The sequence below is a fragment of the Clostridium sartagoforme AAU1 genome (genome assembly GCF_000401215.1).
Taxonomy (GTDB): domain Bacteria; phylum Bacillota; class Clostridia; order Clostridiales; family Clostridiaceae; genus Clostridium; species Clostridium sartagoforme.
In genome coordinates this window covers 14212-35140 of the sequence record NZ_ASRV01000037.1, presented here as the reverse complement: position 1 = coordinate 35140, position 20929 = coordinate 14212, and the positions used below count along the sequence as shown (strand labels likewise).

Genomic DNA, 20929 nt, shown 5'->3' with positions numbered 1-20929 from the left:
TCTAATTAAATTATTACACTTACTAAAACAATTTATATATATTATTTTAAATTGTTAATTGTAAATTGTTAATTGGAATATATAACTTATATAATTAGGAGGTAAAGTGGTATGGGAAAAACAATAGTACTTAATTTATCAGACGTAAAGTTAGAAGGAGACATATTAGATGTTGGAGAAAGTTTTGGGGTAATATATAACATATCTAAAGGTATTGAGGATGAAATATCAGTAGACTATGTAGGAGGAGAAAATTCAAATGAGATTAAGGAAGAAGAATATGATACATGCACAATGTTTTTTCATCTAAGTAAATTATGGAACAATTATGGAAGACTAAAGTTAATAGAAGAAGTAAGTAAATATGTTAAAGTAGGCGGGAAAATATATATATGGGACATAAATAAAGAAGTTAAGGATATTATAAATAATAAAATAATGGCAGTACTACCTTCAGGGAAAATAAAAGAATTTGAGTTCAGAAATTTAAATCCTATAATAAAATCTAATATAGAAGAAAATGAGAAATTACTTGAAAAATATTATAAAATAGAAGAAACTAAGTTATGGGAAGATATACACTTTATAAAAGGTATAAAACTTTAAATATTGAAAGGAAGAAAATACTTATGAAGATTTTACTTACAGCTGTAAACTCTAAATTTGTTCACAGTAATTTGGCTGTTAGATATTTAAAAGCATTTACTAAAGACATGGACTATGAATGTAAGATTAGAGAATTTTCAATTAATGATAGAGATGAGAAGGTGCTTGAAGAGATTATAAAAGAAAAACCTAATGTAGTTGCCTTCTCAACTTATATTTGGAATATAGAAATGATAAAGAGACTCTCTAATCTTATAAAACTTGTAGATGAAAATATAGAAATATTATATGGAGGGCCAGAAGTATCTTATGATAGTCAAAACATATTAAAAGAATTAAATGGAGAATATATAATTGAAGGAGAAGGAGAAAAAACATATAGAGAGTTTGTAGAGTATAAAATAGGAGAAAGAGATATAAACTCAATAAGAGGTCTTTATTACAAAGTTAATGATGAAGTAGTTCTTAATGGGAAGAGACCATTGATGAATATGAATGAATTAATATTTCCTTATGAAGAAAATGAAAATTTAGACAATAAGATTGTATATTATGAAGCTTCAAGAGGATGTCCTTTTAATTGTAAATATTGTTTATCATCAACCACTCATGGAGTAAGATTTATAGATATAGATAGAGTGAAAAAAGAGTTGAAATACTTTATAAATAAAGAAGTAAGATTAGTGAAATTCGTAGATAGAACCTTCAATTGTAATCATAAATTTACTATGGAAATTTGGGAGTTCTTAATTAATCAAGATACAAAAACTCAATTCCACTTTGAAATATCAGCAGATATTTTAAAGAAATCAGAGCTTGAACTTCTAAAAAATGCTCCAAAGGACAGATTTCAATTTGAAGTTGGAGTTCAAACAACAAATGATGATGTTTTAAGTAGAATAAATAGGTTTGTAAATTTTAGTGATATAAAAGAAAAAGTTGAGGAACTTCTTGAAATCAGAAATATAAAACAACATCTAGATTTAATAGCAGGATTACCAGGCGAAGATTATAATTCTTTCAAAAAATCCTTTAATGATGTTTATAGTATAAGACCAGAGGAAATACAATTAGGGTTTTTAAAACTCTTAAGAGGATCATCTATGAGAGAAGAAGCAGAAGAATATGGAATGAAATATTCACCATATCCACCATATGAAATATTAAAAACAAAGGACATTAGTTATAATGAAATAATAAAGCTTAAGAAAATAGAAGAAATGGTCGATAAATATTATAACTCGCAAAAATTTAATAACATAATAAAATATTTAGTAAATAAGTTTGATACTCCTTTTGATTTTTATTATACCTTGGGAAATTATTTTGATTACAAGGGTTATTTTAATAAGAATATAGGCAATAGTGAATACTATAAATTATTTTTAGATTTTAATAAAGATATATTAAAAGAAGAAGATTTTATATTAAAAAATCTTTTGAAATTTGATTACTTAACCTTCAATAAAAGGAGAGGAATGCCTGAATTTATAAAATCTAATTTAGATAAAGAAGAAGAGACAAAAATTAAGGAAACATTCAAAGGAGTATATTCTTTTAAAAATTATTATATAGAAGTATTTGATATAAATATTTATAAGTTCATAGAAAATTCAATTATAGTTAAAGAAAAAGATTATTATTTATTTGGGCATGAAGGTGATATAATACGAATAACCGAAAATATTATATAGTATTAATAATAGGGTTAAATTATTAACAAAATATGAAAGGTTAGTTAAATAAAAAATAAAGTGTTGAAAAAAACCTGAAAACATGTATAATAGAAAGTAAAAAGAGTAATTAATACTATATTAAGTATTAATTACTATATTATCAGAATGATAAGGTGGTGAGATTTTGGCATTAGAAGCAATAAATGAAATTAAGAAAGCTGAAGAAAAAGCTGAAGAGCTGATTCAAGAAGCTACGATAACTTCTAAGGAAATAGTAAAGAATGCTAGCATTCAAGCTGAAGAAGAGTACAATAAAATTCTAAATGAAGCAAATTTTAAGAAAGCACAGATTATTACCAAGGCAGAAGAAGAAGGAAATTCAGAAGCAACGCCTATATTAGAAAAAGGCGCAAAAGAAATAGAAAATATAAAAAATATTTCTGACGAAAAAAAGAATAATGCTATTAATTTAATCGTTGAGAGGATAGTGAAGATTCATGGCAATAGTTAAGATGAACAAGTTCACTTTGCTTACCTTTGAATCTAAAAAGCAAAAGCTTTTAAGGGAAATACAAGGATTATCTAATGTAGAGTTTATTAATTTACAAGATGATGATTTCCTTGAAAAATATGAAGAATTAAAAAGCTTAGCTAAAGATGATATAGATTTAGAGTATTCAAAGTATGAAGAAAATTTATCAAAAGCTAAATTTGCTTTAGAATTTCTAAAAAAATATGTTCCTAAAAAGTCAGCATTAAAGGCATTAAAAGAAGAAAAGCTAATATTAACTTTAGATGAATTAGAAGAGAAAGTTAAAGCCTATAATTGGGAAGCAAGCTATAATAAAGCAAAAGAAAAAGAGGCTGAACTGTCTAATTTAGATTCAAAGATAACAAAGTTACAAGCTGAGATAGATACTTTAATTCCTTGGCAGGATTTGGATGTAGCTTTTGATAAAATAAAAAATTTGAAAAAGACATCATATTTCTTAGGAACTATAGCAAAATCTTATGAAGATGATTTATTAGGAGAATTATCAAATACATATGTTGAAATAATATCAAGAAGTAATAATGATATAAACCTTCTAATTTTATCTAATAAAGAGGAAAGCGAAAATGTATCAGAGGTTTTAAGGGGTGTTGGATTTAGTGCATTTAAAACTGAGCACAAAGATGTCCCAATGAAGCTTATTTTAGAATTTAAGCATCAAATAGAAGAACTTCAATCAAAGAAATTTTTCATTCAAGAGGAAATTGCAAACTTTGAAGAAGATCTAAAAAACTTAGAATTAGCTTATGATTATTTTGTAAGTAAAGTTGAACGTGTTAAAGTTTCAACCAATTTTTTAAAGACAAAAAATATATGTGCAATTCAGGGATGGGTAGCACAAGAAGATAGTGAGACATTAAAGTCTATATGCAATAATATTCTTAAAGATGACTATTATATAGAATTTGAAGATGTTAAAGAAGATGAAATAGATGAAGTTCCAATTAAGCTTAAAAATGGTGAACTTGTTTCAGCATTTGAAAGTGTAACTGGAATGTATAGTTATCCTAAATATAATCAAATAGATCCAACACCCCTACTTGCACCATTTTATTTAATATTTTTTGGAATGATGGTAGCCGACGTAGGATATGGATTGTTAGTTTTAATAGGAGCAGCATTAGCACTTAAGCTTTTAAAGCTAGATGAAGGTAAAAAGGATTTTGCAAAATTCTTTTTATATTTAAGTATACCAACAATATTCTTTGGAGCAATTTATGGATCTTTCTTTGGAGATGCTATAAAGTTACCAACCCAAATAATTGATACAAATAAAGATGTTATGACTATAGTAGTTCTATCTTTGGGATTAGGAGTTATTCAAATATTCTTTGGATTATTCATAAAGGTTTATAGTCTGGTTAGGATTGGTAAAGCAAAAGATGCATTATTAGATGCTGGCTCATGGATAATAACATTATTATCTATAGGTGGATTAGTAGCTGCTAAGGCATTAAAATTCCCAAGTATAGTTGGAAATATTTTTATAATTACAATGGTTATTGGTATGATACTAGTAGTTATTGGTGGAGGAAGAGAAGAAAAATCCTTTGGAGCTAAAGCAGGTCAAGGGTTATATTCATTATATGGTATAACTGGATATGTAGGAGACTTAGTTTCTTACACAAGGCTTATGGCTTTAGGATTAGCTGGCGGTTCAATCGCAGGAGCTTTAAATCTATTAATTAACACTTTACCAGGTGTAGCAGCAATAGTAGTAGGTCCTATTTTATTTGTTTTATTTCATATATTTAATTTAGGTTTATCATTACTTGGAGCTTATGTTCATACAGCAAGACTTCAATACGTTGAGTATTTTGGTAAATTCTACGAAGGTGGAGGAAGACCTTTTAGAGCATTTAAAGTTTCAGAAAAGTATATAAAGATCAAAAGAAATTAGGAGGAATTATAAAATGGAAATGTCATGGATTCAATTTTTTATGGAAAATAACGGTGGATTAATATTTGCAGCTATGGGAGTAGCCTTAGCAGTTGGTTTATCAGGTATAGGTTCAGCTAAAGGAGTTGGTATAGTTGGTGAAGCAGCAAGTGGATTAGTTACAGAAGAACCAGAAAAATTTGGTAAGGCGTTAGTTCTTCAATTATTACCAGGTACACAAGGATTATATGGATTTGTTATAGGATTCTTAGTATTTACAAAAATGGCTTCAGGAATGCCATTAGATCAAGGTTTATATTTATTAGGAGCTTGTTTACCAATAGCATTTGCAGGTCTTTGGTCAGGAATAGCTCAAGGTAAAGTTGCAGCATCTGGTATTCAAATATTAGCTAAAAACCCAGAACATAATACAAAAGGTATAATATTAGCAGCAATGGTTGAAACATACGCATTATTAGGATTCGTTATTTCATTCATGCTAGTAAATAAGGGATTCTAGGATTGGAGAGAATAGGCTATGGCAAACGTAAATAATCTAACTTCTAAAATCCTTAGGGATGCTGAAGAGAGAAAGGAAAGTATTTTAGCTTCTGCAGAAGAAGATAAAAATAAGATTCTTTCTAAGAAAATAGCTAAAGCCAAAGAACTTGAAAAAGAGATTATACAAAAGGCTGAGCTTGAAGCTAAAACTAAAAAAGAAAGAATTTTATCTTCTGCTTCTCTTAAGGTTAGAAATAATAAATTATCTGCAAAGCAGGAAGTTATAAAAGAAGTATTTGAAAATAGTATAGATATGTTAGCAACTATATCTGGAGATGATTTTTTAAGATTTATAAAAAACTCAATACTTTCTCTAGGTGAAATAGGAGAACAGACATTAATTTTAAATAAAGAAGGAATGGAATTAGTAGATCTTACTTTTATCTATGATTTAAATCAATCATTAGGAGATAAAGGAAATATTAAACTAAGTCCTAATACTGGGAACTTTAAGGGTGGATTTATTCTTGAAAGTAATGGTATAGAAATCAATAACACATATGAAGCTTTAGTAAGTTCATTAAAAGATGAATTGGAGTTTGAAGTAGCAAGAGTGTTGTTTAATTAAGGAGGGTAAGATATGGATGTAATGAAATTTACCCAAGCTGTATCAAGAATATGGGTTTTAGAAACTAAACTTCTTGATAAGCCTAAAATTGAAAGAATGATAGAAGCTCCATCAGCAAATGAAGTACTAAGAATATTAAATGAAACAGAGTATTCAAATGTTTCAACTAATATAAAAAGAGCAGAAGATTATGAAGAAATATTAAGTGCAGAACTTAAAAGAATATATAATTTAGTTTATGAAATAAGCCCTATAAAAGATGTTGTAAAGTTAATGAGTTTAAAATATGACTATCATAATATAAAGGTGCTTCTAAAAGGAAAAGTATTAAGTAAAGATTTATCTTCAATGCTTATACAATTAGGAAATCTAGATTTACAAGAAGTTAAACGTAAAATAGATGGAGAAAATTTCAAGAGTTTAAATGGAAACATTGGAAAAGGAGTTCAAGAAGCAATGAAATCTTTTGAAGAAACTAAGGATCCTCAAAAGATAGATATAATAATAGATAAATATATGTATAAAGAATTAGTAGATATAAAAAATTCATTAAATTATAAGTTCATAGATAATTTAGTTAAAGCTATGATAGATTCTACTAATATAAGAACATTACTTAGAATAAAGAAGCAAAATAAAGGAAGAGACTTTGCTGGAGAAGTTATAGTTAATGGTGGAGCAATAGATAGTAGCAAACTTATATCTTTATTAAATGAATCACCAGAAAATATAATGACTAAATTACAAAGCACTATATATTCAGATTTAATAAAGCAAGGTTTTGAGGGCTATATATCTACAGAATCTGCAAGTCTTTTAGAAAAATTGAGTGATAATTATATTATGAGATTGATGAAAGATTCTAAGTTAGTTACTTTTGGACCAGAAAAGATATTATCTTATATTTATGCAAAAGAAACAGAAATAAAAGTAATAAGAATTATAATGGTTGGCAAGCTTAATAATATTGCTGAGGAAGTAATAAGAGAAAGGTTGCGTGATATATATGAATAAGAAAATAGGTGTTGTTGGCGATAAGGATTCAGTTTTAGCTTTCAAAGCTTTAGGAATAGATGTATTTCCAGTAGTTGAAGCTGATGAAGCAAGAAGAGCAGTTGATAACTGTGCAAGAAGTAACTATGCAGTAATTTTTGTAACTGAGCAGATAGCACAACATATTGAAGAAACTATAGCACGTTACAATGAAGAAATACTTCCAGCTGTAATATTAATTCCAAGTAATCAAGGTTCATTAAATATTGGACTAAAGAGAATTAGTAATAGTGTGGAAAAAGCTGTTGGCGTTAATATTTTATAGGAAGGTAGGTTAGTAAGTTGAAGACCGGAAGAATTATTAAGGTTGCTGGTCCTTTGGTTGTTGCTGAAGGAATGGAAGAAGCAAACATTTATGATATGGTTAAAGTTGGAGAAAAGGGTCTTATTGGAGAAATCATTGAAATGAGAAATGATAAGGCATCAATCCAAGTTTATGAAGAAACTACAGGAATAGGCCCTGGCGACCCAGTTATTACAACAGGAGAGCCTCTTAGCATAGAATTAGGACCAGGTCTTATAGAAGCTATGTTTGATGGAATACAAAGACCTTTAAATGCTTTAGAAAGCGCATCAAACTCACCATTTTTAAAAAGAGGAGTATCAGTTAAATCATTAGATAGAGAAAAAGTTTGGACATTTAATCCTACAATTAAAAATGGTGAACATGTAGAAGCTGGAGATATAATAGGTACTGTACAAGAAACGTCAGTTATACTTCATAAGATAATGGTACCTTATGGCATTAAGGGAACTATTAAAGAAATTAAAGCTGGAGATTTTACTATAGTTGATACAGTAGCTATAGTAGAAACTGAAAATGGAGATAAAGAATTAACTTTAATGCAAAAATGGCCTTCAAGAAAAGGAAGACCATATAGCAAAAAGTTAAAACCAGAATCACCAATGATTACAGGCCAAAGAGTTATAGATACATTTTTCCCAGTAGCAAAAGGTGGGGCTGCTTCAGTACCAGGACCATTTGGAGCAGGTAAAACAGTTGTACAACACCAAATAGCAAAATGGGGAGATACTGAAATAGTTGTTTATGTTGGTTGTGGAGAACGTGGGAATGAAATGACAGACGTTCTTAATGAATTCCCAGAACTTAAAGATCCAAAGACTGGTGAAAGCTTAATGAAGAGAACAGTTCTTATAGCGAATACTTCAAATATGCCAGTTGCAGCTAGAGAGGCCTCCATTTATACAGGAATAACTATAGCTGAATACTTTAGAGATATGGGATATTCAGTATCAATAATGGCAGATTCAACCTCAAGATGGGCAGAAGCCTTAAGAGAAATGTCTGGAAGACTAGAAGAAATGCCAGGAGATGAAGGATATCCGGCATACCTTGGATCAAGACTTGCTGATTACTATGAAAGAGCAGGTAAAGTTGTATGTTTAGGTAGTGATGGAAGAGAAGGTGCAGTTACAGCAATTGGTGCAGTATCACCTCCTGGGGGAGATATTTCAGAACCGGTTTCTCAAGCTACATTAAGAATAGTTAAAGTTTTCTGGGGATTAGATGCAAACCTTGCATATAAGAGACATTTCCCATCAATAAATTGGTTAAACTCTTATTCATTATATGAAGATTCAGTTGATAAATGGATGAACAATGAAGTATCACAAGATTGGTCATCTTTAAGAATAGAAGCTATGACTTTACTTCAAGAAGAATCAGCTCTTCAAGAAATAGTTAGTTTAGTTGGTATAGATGCCTTGTCAGAAAATGATAGATTGAAATTGGAAATTTCAAAATCAATAAGAGAAGACTATTTACAACAAAATGCATTTCATGAGACAGATACATATACTTCATTAGATAAGCAATATAAAATGCTTAAATTAATCTTATTATTTAGAAAAGAAGCTGAAAGAGCTTTAAAAGCTGGAGTATATTTAAATAAGATATTAAATCTTGATGAAATTAGAGATAGAATAGCAAGAAGTAAGTATATATCTGAGAATGAAATAAATAAGATAGATAAAATAGAAGAAGATTTAAAAACTACAATAGATACTTTAATCAACGAAGAAGGAGGGGTTCTAAATGCTTAAGGAATATAAAACAGTTACAGAAGTTGTGGGACCTTTAATGGTTGTTGAAGGTGTTGAAGGTGTTAAATATGATGAATTAGTTGAAGTAGAACTTCAAACAGGAGAAAAGAGAAGAGGAAAAGTTCTTGAAATAAATGGAACCAAGGCTATGGTTCAATTATTTGAAGGATCTACAGGGATTAATTTAAAGGAAACAAAGGCACGATTTTTAGGTAAACCTCTAGAATTAGGAGTTTCTAAAGATATGCTTGGAAGAATATTTGATGGAATGGGAAATCCAATTGACAATGGGCCAAGAATAATAGCTGAAAAAAGAGTTGATATTAATGGTGAAGCTATAAATCCAGTATCAAGAGATTATCCATCAGAATTTATTCAAACTGGGATTTCAGCTATTGATGGACTTAATACTTTAGTTAGAGGACAAAAGTTACCTGTGTTCTCAGCTTCAGGACTTCCTCATGCACAATTGGCTGCACAAATAGCAAGACAAGCGAAAGTTTTAAATTCAGATTCTAACTTTGCAGTTGTATTTGCTGCTATTGGTATTACTTTTGAAGAATCTCAGTTCTTCGTAGATGAATTTAATAAAACAGGCGCTATAGATAATTCTGTATTATTTATGAATCTTGCATCAGATCCAGCTATAGAAAGAATAGCAACTCCAAGAATGGCACTTACTACAGCTGAATTCTTAGCTTATGAAAAAGGAATGCACGTATTAGTTATTATGACTGATATAACAAATTACGCAGAAGCATTAAGAGAAGTTTCAGCTGCTAGAAAAGAAGTTCCAGGTAGAAGAGGATATCCAGGATATTTATATACTGACCTTTCAACTTTATATGAAAGAGCAGGTAGACTTAGAGGAAAAGAGGGTTCCATAACTCAAATTCCTATTTTAACAATGCCGGAAGAAGATAAAACTCATCCAATTCCAGACTTAACTGGATATATTACAGAAGGACAAATAATTCTTTCAAGAGAGTTATACAAGAAAGGAATTATGCCTCCTATAGATGTATTACCATCACTTTCAAGACTTAAAGATAAAGGTATTGGTAAGAACAAAACTAGAGAAGATCATGCTGATACAATGAACCAATTATTCTCAGCTTATGCACAAGGTAAGCAGGCAAAAGAGTTATCAGCAATTTTAGGTGAATCAGCTTTATCAGATGTAGATAAGCAATATGCTAAGTTTGCAGAAGCATTTGAGGAGCAATATGTATCTCAAGGCTTTACAACGAATAGAAGTATAGAAGAAACTTTACAATTAGGATGGAAGCTTCTAAAAATACTTCCAAGAACAGAACTTAAGAGAATAAGAGATGAATACTTAGAAAAGTATATGCCAAAGGGAGATGAAGAATAGCCATGGCAAGATTAAATGTAAATCCTACTAGAATGGAGATGTCTAAGCTGAAAAAAAGATTAGCTACAGCTACAAGAGGACATAAACTTTTAAAGGATAAACAAGATGAGCTTATGAGGCAATTCGTTAATCTTGTCAAATACAATAATGAATTAAGAAAATCTGTAGAAGAAGAATTACAAGGTTCTCTTAAAGATTTTGTTATGGCTAGAGCTGTTATGAGCTCAGAATTTTTAGAAGAAGCAGTAGCTTATCCAAAAGAGAGTATATCTGTTGAAGTAGGAACTAAAAATATAATGAGTGTTAATGTTCCAGAGATGAAATTCCATAGACAGCTTGAGGGAGATGAAGGAAGTATATTTCCATACGGTTTTGCAAGTACATCATCTGAATTAGATGATTCAATAGCTAAGCTATATAAAATATTACCAAAGTTATTAGAACTTGCAGAAGTAGAAAAATCAACTCAGCTTATGGCAGATGAAATAGAAAAGACAAGAAGAAGGGTTAATGCTCTTGAATATATGACCATTCCTTCATTACAAGAAACTATAAAATATATAAGAATGAAGCTGGATGAAAATGAAAGAGGAGCTTTAACTAGACTTATGAAAGTTAAAGATATGATAGAAGCAAGAAATTAAGGAGATGTGAAAACATCTCCTTAATTTTGTTTACATATATAAGCTACATTATATGTTGTTTAATTACATAATAAACGTAACAGTTTTGTAATTGATAAATATGCCTATTAATAGTATAATAAAGTAATGAATTTTAGTAACTTAATGAATGATAGACGTGAGAAATCAAGGAGAAAATTATGATATATGCAATATCCTTTATATTATCTTTTTTGATAGTATATTTAATAACACCAATTTTAATTAAAGTATCTTTTAAATATAGTTTTACAGATAAACCAACTAAAAGAAAAAAGCATGGAAGAGAAATTCCACTTTGTGGTGGCTTATCTATGTTTATAAGCTTCTTTATAGTATATTTTTTTATTAATAGATATACAGCAATAGATGAAAAGTTATGGATATTTGCAGGTGCTTTATTAATATTAGCAATAGGTTTAATAGATGATACTTTTAAGACTAGAGGAAAAGAGTTCCCTATATACCCAAGGTTAATAATTCAATTATTAGCGGCATTTATAGTTTTTAAATCTGGAATAGTGTTTAGAGGATTTACAAATCCATTTACAGGAATTTACATACAATTATCAGGAGTACTACAATTTATACTAACTATGACATGGATCTTTGGCGTAACAACGGTTATAAATTGGTCTGATGGTATGGATGGCTTAGCAGGGGGATTGTCTTTGATATCATCTATAACTTTTGCAGGAGCAGCCATAATATTAAAGCAAAGTGAATCAATTAGTATGTCATTAATAGTATCAGGAGTAACACTGGGCTTTTTAATGTACAATAAATATCCAGCAAAGGTTTTTATGGGAGATTCAGGAGCTAATTTTTTAGGGTTTATCTTAAGTATAATAGCTTTAGATGGAGCTTTTAAACAAGCTACTCTAATGAGTTTATTTATACCTATTTTAGCTCTTGCAATACCTATTTTTGATAATATATTTGTTATAATAAAAAGGTTTTTAGATGGAAAACCTGTGTATCAAGCAGATAGAAGTCAAATACATTATAGATTAGAAGCAAAGGGATTTACTCCAAAGCAAGTTGTAACATATATAAATATGGTTAGCTTAGCTTTTAGTATAATTTCGATAGTATTACTTTTAATTAAGAATTAATATTTATTTCAGTGCACGGATGTTTCTATGTTATAGGTAACAGTAATAGGACAGGTAACAGTTAACGGATACAAGTTGTTATATAGATTGCTTCTCAATTTACATCACAACTTGTTTCTTGATACCTGTGTACTTTACCAAAAAACTGTGAACATCGAATTGTGCATTCTGAACTAATTAATATAAAGGGGGGTTATTATGTACAGTGGTCAGTTAGTAAAACTAAGAGCATATAAGGAAGAAGATATAGAAAAGGCAACAGTATATATAAATGATGAAGAAGTAAAAAAACTTATGGACTCTGCAATCCCATTTCCTATGACTAAATGGCAAGAAGAAGAGTGGGTAAGAAGTAGAAAAGCAAATACGGATTTTACTTATGATTTTGCAATTGAGGATTTAAAAACTGGAAAATATATAGGCGGATGCAGTATTAATGAATGTGATGTAAAAAATAGAACTTGTGTAGTGGGAATAATGATTGGAGATAAAGAATATTGGGGCAAGGGATATGGAAGTGATGCACTAAAAGTACTAATCAAGTTTATTTTTGAAGAAGTTAACATGAATAAAATAAAACTTAATGTATTTTCATTTAATAATAGAGCAATAGCATGTTATAAGAAGGTTGGATTTAAAGAAGAAGGAATATTAAAAAAAGAGATATATAGAAATGGAAGATATTATGATGAAATAATTATGGCTATGTTTAAAGATGATAACTAAAGATTAGCCATATTTAATTAATAGTATTATTTACACAAGATATAAAATACTTTATAATTATAAAAAGAATATACTAAGACTTTATCAAGAGTGGTGGAGGGACTGGCCCTGAGAAACCCGGCAACCTACAAAGGTGAAATGTAATAAGTGATTTTAATTTATATATTTCTATTGTGTGGTGCTAATTCCTGTTAGATAAGGGTAATTTATAGGCAATATATTAATACCCAAGTGTTATCTTTGGGTATTTTTTATTGTCTAAAAAATTATAATAGTTTTTAAAACTTAATTTTGGTGAATTATTCCTATAATTTTCACTACTTCTTATCAAGTATTCACTAAATAAACAACTGTGAATTATGCCTTGTAAACTGTGAACTTAAAAAGTGTTTTGCGCTTTTGTTAAAATATTTAAGCAATAAAATGGGGGGAAAATATGAATATTAAGAATTTATTTAATGAAAAAGAGGTGGTTTTTTCTTTTGAGATATTTCCACCAAAGCAAGAATCAAAAATCGATATAATTTACAATACCTTAGAGGAATTAAAAGATCTAAAGCCAGATTTTATTAGTGTAACTTATGGGGCAGGTGGGAGTTTATCAAAGAATATGACATGTGAAATTTCTTCAGTAGTAAAAAAGAAATATGGTATAGAGGCTTTAGCGCATTTAACTTGTATAAATTCAACTAAAACTCAAGTTGATTATATACTAAATAATTTAAAGGAATCAGGAATAGAAAATATATTGGCATTAAGGGGAGATATTCCAAGTAATTATGATGGAATTAGTGAATTTAATTATGCAAGTGATCTTATAAGTCACATTAAGAAAAGAAATGATTTTAATATAGTGGGAGCTTGTTATCCAGAAGGGCATTTAAATACTGTAGATTTAGATACAGAATTTAAAATTTTGAAGAAAAAGCAAGATTCAGGAGCAACGCATTTAATATCTCAACTGTTTTTTGATAACGAGTATTTTTATAATTTCTTAGATAAAACTAATGAGTACAATATAGATATTCCAATACAAGCAGGAATAATGCCTGTTATTAATACTAAACAAATAAAAAGGATTGTATCGTTATGTGGAGCTAAACTACCTAAAAAGTTCATCAAAATAATGAATAAATACGAATATAATCCAGAAGCCTTAAGAGATGCAGGAATCGCATATGCTATTGAGCAAATAATAGATTTAATATCAAGTGGTGTTGATGGAGTCCATTTATATACAATGAATAATGCATATGTTGCTAAGAGAATAAGTACAAATATATTTTCTATATTGGATACTATTAATAATTGTGAAAAAGTAATAAATTAGTTAATATATATATGATACTAAATAAAAAAGTTAAATATCTATATGGAGGATGAAATATGGAAAAGGTAGAAAGTTTTGAATTAGATCATAGAATAGTTAAAGCTCCTTATATTAGAAAGTGTTGTTTATTAACAGGGGAAAAAGGAGATAAGGTAACTAAATTTGATATTAGATTTTTACAACCTAACAAAGAAGCTTTTGGTACAGCAGCAATGCATGGATTAGAACATCTTCTAGCTCATGAATTAAGAGGAAGATTAGAAGGAATAATAGATTTATCACCAATGGGATGTAGAACAGGATTTTATTTGACTATTTGGGGAGATATAGAACCTTATGAAATAAAGAGTGAATTGGAATTTTCATTAAAAGAAATTTTGAATGCAAAAGAAATACCAGCAGCTAATGAAATTCAATGTGGAAACTATAAGGATTTATCATTATTTGGAGCAAAAGAATATACTAAAGAAGCATTGAAATCTGGTTTTTCATTAAATATTTATGGCGAAGAATAAAAGAAAATTAATAATTAAATTTTAATAACAAAAATAAAAATTATACATAAAAGAGTTACATTCTAATAAATATTATATAGAATATAACTCTTTTATTTTATGTAGAAATAATGATCAAACATAATATTAAATAAATAAAGTGAATATATAAATTTTTACATATTTCAAAATAAATAGAAATATGATACCATTTAATTATTAAAATATTTTGAAAATTTATAATATTAAGAAAAAGATACGGGGAGATAGTTTGAGAAATACATGTGGTAAATTTAAGGAGTTAGAATTATTTATCCAGAATGGGAATGATGATGAAAGTTCTTTGATTGCGGTACTTCATCATGCACAAGGTTTATATGGATATTTAGGAAGAGAAGTCCAGGAGTATATTGCTTCAATGTTAAATATACCAGCATCTAAAGTATATGGTGTAGTAACATTTTATTCCTACTTTTCAACTGAACCAAAGGGCAAATATGTAATAAGTATATGTACAGGAACTGCTTGTTTTGTAAGAGGAGCTTGTGATATATTAGAGGATTTTAAAAAGATATTAGGCATAAAAGAAGGCGAAACTACCAAAGATGGATTATTTACTTTAGATACTTTAAGATGTGTCGGATCATGTGCTATTGCACCAGTAGTGCTTGTAAATGATAAAGTTTATGGATATTTTACTAAACCTCAAGTAAATGAATTAATAAATAATCTAAGGGAGCAAGGTTAATATGGAGAGAATAAATAATTACAATGATTTATTAGAAAGAGTTCAAGAATTTAAAAAGAATATAGAGGTTAGAGAGAATCCTGAAAAATATAATAATGGTGAAATAAAAGAAAGACATATATTAATTTGTGGAGGACCAGGATGTAAAGCTTCAAATGCTGATAATATTAGCAGAGCTTTCAATGAAGAAATAGATAGGCTAAATTTAAAAGATGAAATTAAAGTAATAATGACTGGATGCTTTGGATTTTGTGCAAAAGGCCCAGTAATAGAAATTATGCCAGATAAGGTATTTTATATAAAGGTAACAGAAGAGGACGTTAAAGAAATAATAGAAAGTCATATTTTAGAGGGAAGAGTAGTTGAGAGATTACTTTATGAAGATAAAGAAACAAAAGAAAGAATAAAAGTAAAAGAAGATATTCCTTTTTATAAAAAGCAAGTAAAAATAGCACTAAAAAACTGTGGAGTTATAGATCCAGAAAATATGGAAGAAGCTTTAGGGATAGGAGCTTATACAGCGTTAGGAAAAGTATTAACAACTATGACACAAGAAGATGTTATAAAGGAAATTAGTGAATCAGGACTTAGAGGCCGAGGAGGCGGAGGATTTCCAACAGGTAGAAAGTGGGAAGCTGCAAGAAGAGCAAAAGGTGATGTAAAATATGTAATTTGTAATGCTGATGAAGGCGATCCAGGAGCTTTTATGGATAGAGCTATATTAGAAGGAAATCCAAATTGTGTATTAGAAGCAATGGCTATTTGTGGATATGCTATAGGGGCAAGTAAGGGATATATTTATATTAGAGCAGAATATCCATTAGCAGTTCATAGATTGAAAATAGCAATTGGCCAAGCTAGGGAAATTGGTTTATTAGGAGAAAATATATTAAATACAGGATTTAATTTTGATATTGAAATTAAGTATGGTGCTGGAGCTTTTGTATGTGGAGAAGCAACTGCTTTAATACATTCAATTGAAGGCCAAAGAGGAGAACCAACTATGAAGCCTCCAAGAACTTCAGAAAAGGGATTATGGCAAAAGCCTACTTGTGTTAATAATGTGGAAACCTTTGCGAATATTAGTCAAATAATTAACAATACTGCTAGTTGGTATAGCAATATTGGTGCAGAAAAATCAACTGGTACAAAGGTATTTGCCTTAGCAGGAAATATAAATAATGTAGGGTTAGTTGAAGTACCTATGGGAATTCCAATAAGAGATATTATTTATGAAATTGGTGGTGGCTTAATAGATGATAAGGAGTTAAAGGCAATACAAACTGGAGGACCTTCAGGAGGCTGTATTCCTATAGAGTATTTATATCTTCCAATAGAATATGATACATTAACAGCTATCGGATCGATGATGGGTTCTGGAGGAATGATAGTAATGGATGAAGATAATTGTATGGTAGATATAGCAAAGTTTTATTTGGAATTTAGTGTTGATGAGTCATGTGGAAAATGTACTCCATGTAGAATTGGCAATAAAAGAATATTAGAAATAATAGAAAATATAACTAATGGAAAAGCAAAAAAAGAAGATTTAAATAAGTTACAAGAACTTTGCGAAGTTGTAAAGGATGCATCTTTATGTGGACTAGGCGAAGCCGCACCAAATCCAGTATTAAGCACTATTAAGTTTTTTAGAGAAGAATATGAGGAGCATATTTTAAATAAAAAATGCAAGGCTGGTGTCTGTAAACAGCTAGTAAAATTTGATATTACAGATGATTGCATTGGATGTACTAAGTGCTTAAGAGCTTGTCCTGTATTAGCTATTAAAGGAAAGCTTAGAGAAAAGCATTTTATAGAAATTGATAAATGTATAAGATGTGGACTATGCTTTGAAGCATGCCCAACTAAAGCTATAATTAAAACTAGCTTGGGAGGTGAGAATTAATGGTGAATGCAAAGGTAAACAATATTAATATAGAAGTAGAAAAAGGGACAAGTATTTTAGATGCAGCAAAAAAGATAAATATAAATATACCAACCTTATGTCATATGTATATGGTAGATGGAAAAACAAGAAACTGTAAAGGAACTTGTAGAGTATGTCTTGTTGAAATAGAAGGAAAAGAGGGGTTAGTACCTGCTTGTGCTACAGAAATTAGAGAAGGAATGTCTGTTAAGACTAATTCTTTAAAGGCAATTAAAGCAAGAAGAACTATAACTGAACTTTTATTATCGAATCACCCTATGGATTGTCTTAAATGTGAAAAAAATAACAAATGTGAATTACAAAGCTTAGCTTCTGAACTTGGTATATTTGAAAATTATTATGAAGGTGAAAGAAATAAATATGACTTAGATATTTCTGATAGCTTCGTAAGAGATAGAGAAAAATGTATATTATGTAGAAGATGTGTTACTGCATGTAACGAGGTTCAAAAAGTAAATGTCATAACAGTAGCTAACAGAGGCTTTGAAAGTAATATTTCTACCTTTTGGAATGAAGGAATAGAAAATACTAATTGCACTTATTGTGGACAATGCGTAGCCGTTTGTCCTACAGGAGCGTTGAGGGAAAAAATTGATCATAATAAGGTTTGGGAAATACTAGATGGCAATAAGTATTCTATGGTTCAAATAGCGCCAGCAGTTAGATATGCATTAGCAGAAGAATTTGGAGTTGAGTCTGGAAAATTATCTACAGGTAAAATAGTAGCTGCATTAAAGCTATTAGGCTTTGATTTAGTATTTGATACAGATTTTGCAGCTGATTTAACTATTATGGAAGAAGCAAATGAGTTTTTAAAAAGATTTATTTCAGGTGAAAATTTACCTCTTATTACAAGCTGTTGTCCAGCATGGATAAGATTTGCAGAAAATAATTATAGTGATAATATTGAACTTATTTCAAGCTGTAAATCTCCACAACAGATGTTTGGAGCAATTGCCAAAAACTATTTACCAAATAAATTAGGAGTAAATAAAGATGATATAGCAGTTGTATCTATTATGCCATGTATAGCTAAAAAGTATGAAGCTAATAGAGAAGAAATGAAGGATTCAATGGGAATAAAGGATGTAGACTTAGTAATAACATCAAGGGAGCTTTCTAAGCTAATAAGAGAAGCTGGAATAGATATAGTAAATCTAAAGGATATGAGCTTTGATAACCCATTAGGAACATCAAGTGGAGCAGGTGCTATATTTGGCACAAGCGGTGGAGTTATGGAGGCAGCTCTAAGAACTTCATATGAATGGATAACAGGTAATACTCTAGATAAAGTTGATTTTGAAGCTGTTAGAGGCTTAGAGGGTATTAAAGAAGCTAAGATAGATTTTGATGGTGTAGAAGTTAATATAGCTGTAGTTAGTTCCCTTGGAAATGCTAAAAAAATAATGGAAGATATTGAAGCAGGAAATTCAAAATATCAATTTATTGAGGTTATGGCATGTCTAGGCGGATGTATTAACGGTGGAGGGCAACCCTATATTAAATCTAATAGAGAAATATTGAAAAAAAGAATGGATTCTATTTATATGGAAGACAAAGAAAAAACAATTAGAAAATCTCATGAAAATCCTATGATAAAAGAGTTGTATAGGGACTACCTAATTAATCCTAATAGTGATATAGCTCATAAGATTCTACATGTAAAATATAATAAAAGGTATTAAGTGGAAATAGGGATTAAATTCCCTATTTTTTACCTATTTTTAAGTAGTATACATAAATAATATGTTAAATTTTAAAAAATTACAAAAAATGTATGGTAAGCAATGGCAGTAAATAGTATAATTACTTTATGAAAAAACAGATAATATGGTCTTATATTTTATTAGGAGTAAAGGAATATTCACTATGCTAGAAACTGTAATTATCTCACTAATATTTTGTCAAATAAAAAAAATGAAAATAAAACCCTTATTTAAAGCTTGGGCATTTTACCCTATTATTCTTATGGAAATAATCTGTTTAATTGTACAAGCTAATATTTTCGCAGAAAATTATAATGTAATTAATTATGTGAAAATATTGAAAACATTATACCTATGTTCATACTTACCATTAATATTTATGTACAGGCAGTATGTTTCTGCTGTTGTAGGCTCCATATTTGTCATAATTGGAGGAATATTAAATGATATAGCAATTTCGGTAAATAATGGTTATATGCCTGTATTTCCGAGCTTATCGTATTTAACAGGATATATGAAGTATGATGCTTTTGATAAAATAAACGATATACATATATTAGGGGATTCTTCCACAAAATTAAAATTCTTAACTGATATATTCGATGTTGGATATAGTATTTTTAGTTTAGGAGATATATTTATTAGAGTATTTGTATTTATTATAATATACAACAGTGTAAGGTATTTAAATTTAACTAATGAAAAAGTTATTTAATAAATAAAAGATAATAAAAGAGGAGAATAAATATGTTAAAGTTACAACCAATAGAATTTATATTAAGAACGCTACCAGAAGGTTTTTTAGTTATATTTGCAATTTATATTTTTTCTAGAACAAATATGAATAAGATAAAGTATTTAATTACAAGTACAGCATTTTCTTTAATAGTATATTTTACTAGAATGCTACCAATAAATTATGGAGTTCATATGATTTTATCTGTTTTAATATTATTATTTATAATAATTTATTATAACAAGATAGAAGTTGTTGCTGGAATAAAGAGTATTATACTTATATACTTAATACAATTAATTTCAGAATTATTAAATGTTTTAATTCTTAATATTTTTAAATTCAATTTAGATGTTTTATTGATAGATCCAGTTTACAAAACTATTTTAGGTATACCTTCTTTAATAATTACTGGGATTATAGTGTTGATGTTTTATATGTTAAGTAAAAAGAAAAAAAGGGCTGTTTAAATAATTATGAATTTAGAAGTTATAAGTAAGAATATATCTAATAAGTTAAAAAGAGAATTAAACTTAGATGAAGATACAAGAAGTATTATTGAGTATGGAATATTTGCTTTCTTTCATATGCTAATATCTATATTACTAGTAGCTGTAACTGGAGCAATATTTAATGTAATGATTGAAGCATTAATAATATCCTTTAGTGGAGCTATATTAAGAAAGTTTTCTGGAGGGGCACATGCTAGTACTCCAACTAACTGTGCTATTGTAGGAGTGTTAATTTCTGTAATTCCTGCTTATATAGTTAAAAATATAAGCTTAAATAGTAATTATATAATTTTTATAGGAATTTTAATATATTTTATTTCATTTATACTTATTTATAAGTTAGCACCAGTAGACAGTCCCAATAAGCCAATTAAAAAAGAAGAAAAAATAAAAAGGTTAAAAAGAGGATCTATTATTATATTATCTATTTATATGATTTTTGTAATTATTAACATAAGTATTTATTATGTTAATAATAATAATTTATCTTTAGTTTATTCTACCGGTATTTATATAGGAACATTATGGCAGGTATTTACCTTAACAAAATATGGTCATATTATAGTTGATAAAATAGACTCCTTTTTATAATAATATTTAATATGATAAGGGGGAAA

The 20929-nt window shown here is 28.7% G+C and carries 21 protein-coding genes and 1 riboswitch; all 21 genes read left to right on the top strand.

The genetic code is table 11. The features are described from left to right. Window positions 1-111 precede the first annotated feature (111 nt). Entirely contained in the window at window positions 112-606 is a 495-nt protein-coding gene (locus tag A500_RS03425) for a hypothetical protein (protein WP_016206194.1), read from the top strand. Window positions 607-629: 23 nt separating this feature from the next. Then, window positions 630-2300 (top strand): B12-binding domain-containing radical SAM protein, encoded by a 1671-nt coding sequence (locus A500_RS03420; protein ID WP_040436477.1) that lies wholly within the window; start codon window positions 630-632, stop codon window positions 2298-2300. Between the two features lie 166 nt (window positions 2301-2466). Next, window positions 2467-2793: a V-type sodium ATP synthase subunit G gene (locus A500_RS03415; RefSeq protein WP_016206192.1), complete on the top strand. Its 327-nt coding sequence runs from the start codon at window positions 2467-2469 to the stop codon at window positions 2791-2793. Continuing rightward, on the top strand, window positions 2780-4735 hold the full coding sequence (locus A500_RS03410; RefSeq protein ID WP_016206191.1) for a V-type ATP synthase subunit I: 1956 nt from the start codon (window positions 2780-2782) through the stop codon (window positions 4733-4735). Before A500_RS03415 ends, A500_RS03410 begins: the two co-directional genes overlap by 14 nt. Window positions 4736-4748: 13 nt before the next feature. Continuing rightward, window positions 4749-5234, top strand: coding sequence for a V-type ATP synthase subunit K (locus A500_RS03405; RefSeq protein ID WP_016206190.1), 486 nt, complete (start codon window positions 4749-4751; stop codon window positions 5232-5234). 18 nt (window positions 5235-5252) lie between these two features. Continuing rightward, complete coding sequence (locus A500_RS03400) at window positions 5253-5843, top strand: V-type ATP synthase subunit E (protein WP_016206189.1); 591 nt, start codon at window positions 5253-5255, stop codon at window positions 5841-5843. 12 nt (window positions 5844-5855) lie between these two features. Next, complete coding sequence (locus A500_RS03395; RefSeq protein WP_016206188.1) at window positions 5856-6857, top strand: V-type ATP synthase subunit C; 1002 nt, start codon at window positions 5856-5858, stop codon at window positions 6855-6857. Then, window positions 6850-7161 (top strand): V-type ATP synthase subunit F, encoded by a 312-nt coding sequence (locus tag A500_RS03390; protein WP_172655011.1) that lies wholly within the window; start codon window positions 6850-6852, stop codon window positions 7159-7161. The genes A500_RS03395 and A500_RS03390 overlap by 8 nt, the downstream gene beginning before the upstream one ends. Window positions 7162-7178: 17 nt before the next feature. After that, window positions 7179-8960 (top strand): V-type ATP synthase subunit A, encoded by a 1782-nt coding sequence (locus tag A500_RS03385; protein WP_016206186.1) that lies wholly within the window; start codon window positions 7179-7181, stop codon window positions 8958-8960. Continuing rightward, entirely contained in the window at window positions 8953-10335 is a 1383-nt protein-coding gene (locus A500_RS03380; protein ID WP_016206185.1) for a V-type ATP synthase subunit B, read from the top strand. The genes A500_RS03385 and A500_RS03380 overlap by 8 nt, the downstream gene beginning before the upstream one ends. 2 nt (window positions 10336-10337) lie before the next feature. Continuing rightward, complete coding sequence (locus A500_RS03375; protein ID WP_016206184.1) at window positions 10338-10979, top strand: V-type ATP synthase subunit D; 642 nt, start codon at window positions 10338-10340, stop codon at window positions 10977-10979. A 179-nt stretch (window positions 10980-11158) separates the two neighbouring features. After that, on the top strand, window positions 11159-12112 hold the full coding sequence (locus A500_RS03370; protein ID WP_016206183.1) for an MraY family glycosyltransferase: 954 nt from the start codon (window positions 11159-11161) through the stop codon (window positions 12110-12112). A gap of 198 nt (window positions 12113-12310) precedes the next feature. Next, on the top strand, window positions 12311-12838 hold the full coding sequence (locus tag A500_RS03365; protein ID WP_016206182.1) for a GNAT family N-acetyltransferase: 528 nt from the start codon (window positions 12311-12313) through the stop codon (window positions 12836-12838). Between the two features lie 78 nt (window positions 12839-12916). Further along, window positions 12917-13040, top strand: a riboswitch (SAM riboswitch). Between the two features lie 234 nt (window positions 13041-13274). Then, window positions 13275-14168, top strand: coding sequence for a methylenetetrahydrofolate reductase [NAD(P)H] (gene metF / locus A500_RS03360; protein ID WP_016206181.1), 894 nt, complete (start codon window positions 13275-13277; stop codon window positions 14166-14168). 56 nt (window positions 14169-14224) lie between these two features. Continuing rightward, a complete protein-coding gene (locus tag A500_RS03355) occupies window positions 14225-14683 on the top strand; it encodes an S-ribosylhomocysteine lyase (RefSeq protein ID WP_016206180.1) in 459 nt (152 codons plus the stop codon). Window positions 14684-14933: 250 nt separating this feature from the next. Further along, window positions 14934-15410 carry an NADH-quinone oxidoreductase subunit NuoE family protein gene (locus A500_RS03350; RefSeq protein WP_016206179.1) on the top strand — a complete coding sequence of 159 codons (477 nt, stop codon included), beginning with the start codon at window positions 14934-14936 and terminating at the stop codon, window positions 15408-15410. A 1-nt stretch (window position 15411) separates the two neighbouring features. Continuing rightward, window positions 15412-17316 carry an NADH-ubiquinone oxidoreductase-F iron-sulfur binding region domain-containing protein gene (locus A500_RS03345; protein WP_016206178.1) on the top strand — a complete coding sequence of 635 codons (1905 nt, stop codon included), beginning with the start codon at window positions 15412-15414 and terminating at the stop codon, window positions 17314-17316. Further along, a complete protein-coding gene (locus tag A500_RS03340; protein ID WP_016206177.1) occupies window positions 17316-19043 on the top strand; it encodes an NADH-dependent [FeFe] hydrogenase, group A6 in 1728 nt (575 codons plus the stop codon). Before A500_RS03345 ends, A500_RS03340 begins: the two co-directional genes overlap by 1 nt. 184 nt (window positions 19044-19227) lie before the next feature. Continuing rightward, window positions 19228-19779 carry a DUF5317 family protein gene (locus tag A500_RS03335; protein WP_016206176.1) on the top strand — a complete coding sequence of 184 codons (552 nt, stop codon included), beginning with the start codon at window positions 19228-19230 and terminating at the stop codon, window positions 19777-19779. A gap of 32 nt (window positions 19780-19811) precedes the next feature. After that, window positions 19812-20270, top strand: a complete 459-nt coding sequence (locus A500_RS03330) for a hypothetical protein (protein WP_016206175.1) — start codon at window positions 19812-19814, stop codon at window positions 20268-20270. A 3-nt stretch (window positions 20271-20273) separates the two neighbouring features. Then, window positions 20274-20903, top strand: a complete 630-nt coding sequence (locus A500_RS03325) for an accessory gene regulator ArgB-like protein (RefSeq protein WP_040436475.1) — start codon at window positions 20274-20276, stop codon at window positions 20901-20903. The last annotated feature ends 26 nt before the right edge of the window (window positions 20904-20929 follow it).

Bases quoted from the DNA above. Each gene is read 5' to 3' on its own strand.
- A500_RS03405 (WP_016206190.1), top strand. From the start codon at position 4,749: ATGGAAATGTCATGGATTCAATTTTTTATGGAAAATAACGGTGGATTA.
- A500_RS03370 (WP_016206183.1), top strand. From the start codon at position 11,159: ATGATATATGCAATATCCTTTATATTATCTTTTTTGATAGTATATTTA.
- A500_RS03395 (WP_016206188.1), top strand. From the start codon at position 5,856: ATGGATGTAATGAAATTTACCCAAGCTGTATCAAGAATATGGGTTTTA.
- metF (WP_016206181.1), top strand. From the start codon at position 13,275: ATGAATATTAAGAATTTATTTAATGAAAAAGAGGTGGTTTTTTCTTTT.
- A500_RS03355 (WP_016206180.1), top strand. From the start codon at position 14,225: ATGGAAAAGGTAGAAAGTTTTGAATTAGATCATAGAATAGTTAAAGCT.
- A500_RS03375 (WP_016206184.1), top strand. From the start codon at position 10,338: ATGGCAAGATTAAATGTAAATCCTACTAGAATGGAGATGTCTAAGCTG.
- A500_RS03420 (WP_040436477.1), top strand. From the start codon at position 630: ATGAAGATTTTACTTACAGCTGTAAACTCTAAATTTGTTCACAGTAAT.
- A500_RS03330 (WP_016206175.1), top strand. From the start codon at position 19,812: ATGTTAAAGTTACAACCAATAGAATTTATATTAAGAACGCTACCAGAA.
- A500_RS03400 (WP_016206189.1), top strand. From the start codon at position 5,253: ATGGCAAACGTAAATAATCTAACTTCTAAAATCCTTAGGGATGCTGAA.
- A500_RS03410 (WP_016206191.1), top strand. From the start codon at position 2,780: ATGGCAATAGTTAAGATGAACAAGTTCACTTTGCTTACCTTTGAATCT.
- A500_RS03365 (WP_016206182.1), top strand. From the start codon at position 12,311: ATGTACAGTGGTCAGTTAGTAAAACTAAGAGCATATAAGGAAGAAGAT.
- A500_RS03335 (WP_016206176.1), top strand. From the start codon at position 19,228: ATGCTAGAAACTGTAATTATCTCACTAATATTTTGTCAAATAAAAAAA.
- A500_RS03340 (WP_016206177.1), top strand. From the start codon at position 17,316: ATGGTGAATGCAAAGGTAAACAATATTAATATAGAAGTAGAAAAAGGG.
- A500_RS03380 (WP_016206185.1), top strand. From the start codon at position 8,953: ATGCTTAAGGAATATAAAACAGTTACAGAAGTTGTGGGACCTTTAATG.
- A500_RS03425 (WP_016206194.1), top strand. From the start codon at position 112: ATGGGAAAAACAATAGTACTTAATTTATCAGACGTAAAGTTAGAAGGA.
- A500_RS03390 (WP_172655011.1), top strand. From the start codon at position 6,850: ATGAATAAGAAAATAGGTGTTGTTGGCGATAAGGATTCAGTTTTAGCT.
- A500_RS03345 (WP_016206178.1), top strand. From the start codon at position 15,412: ATGGAGAGAATAAATAATTACAATGATTTATTAGAAAGAGTTCAAGAA.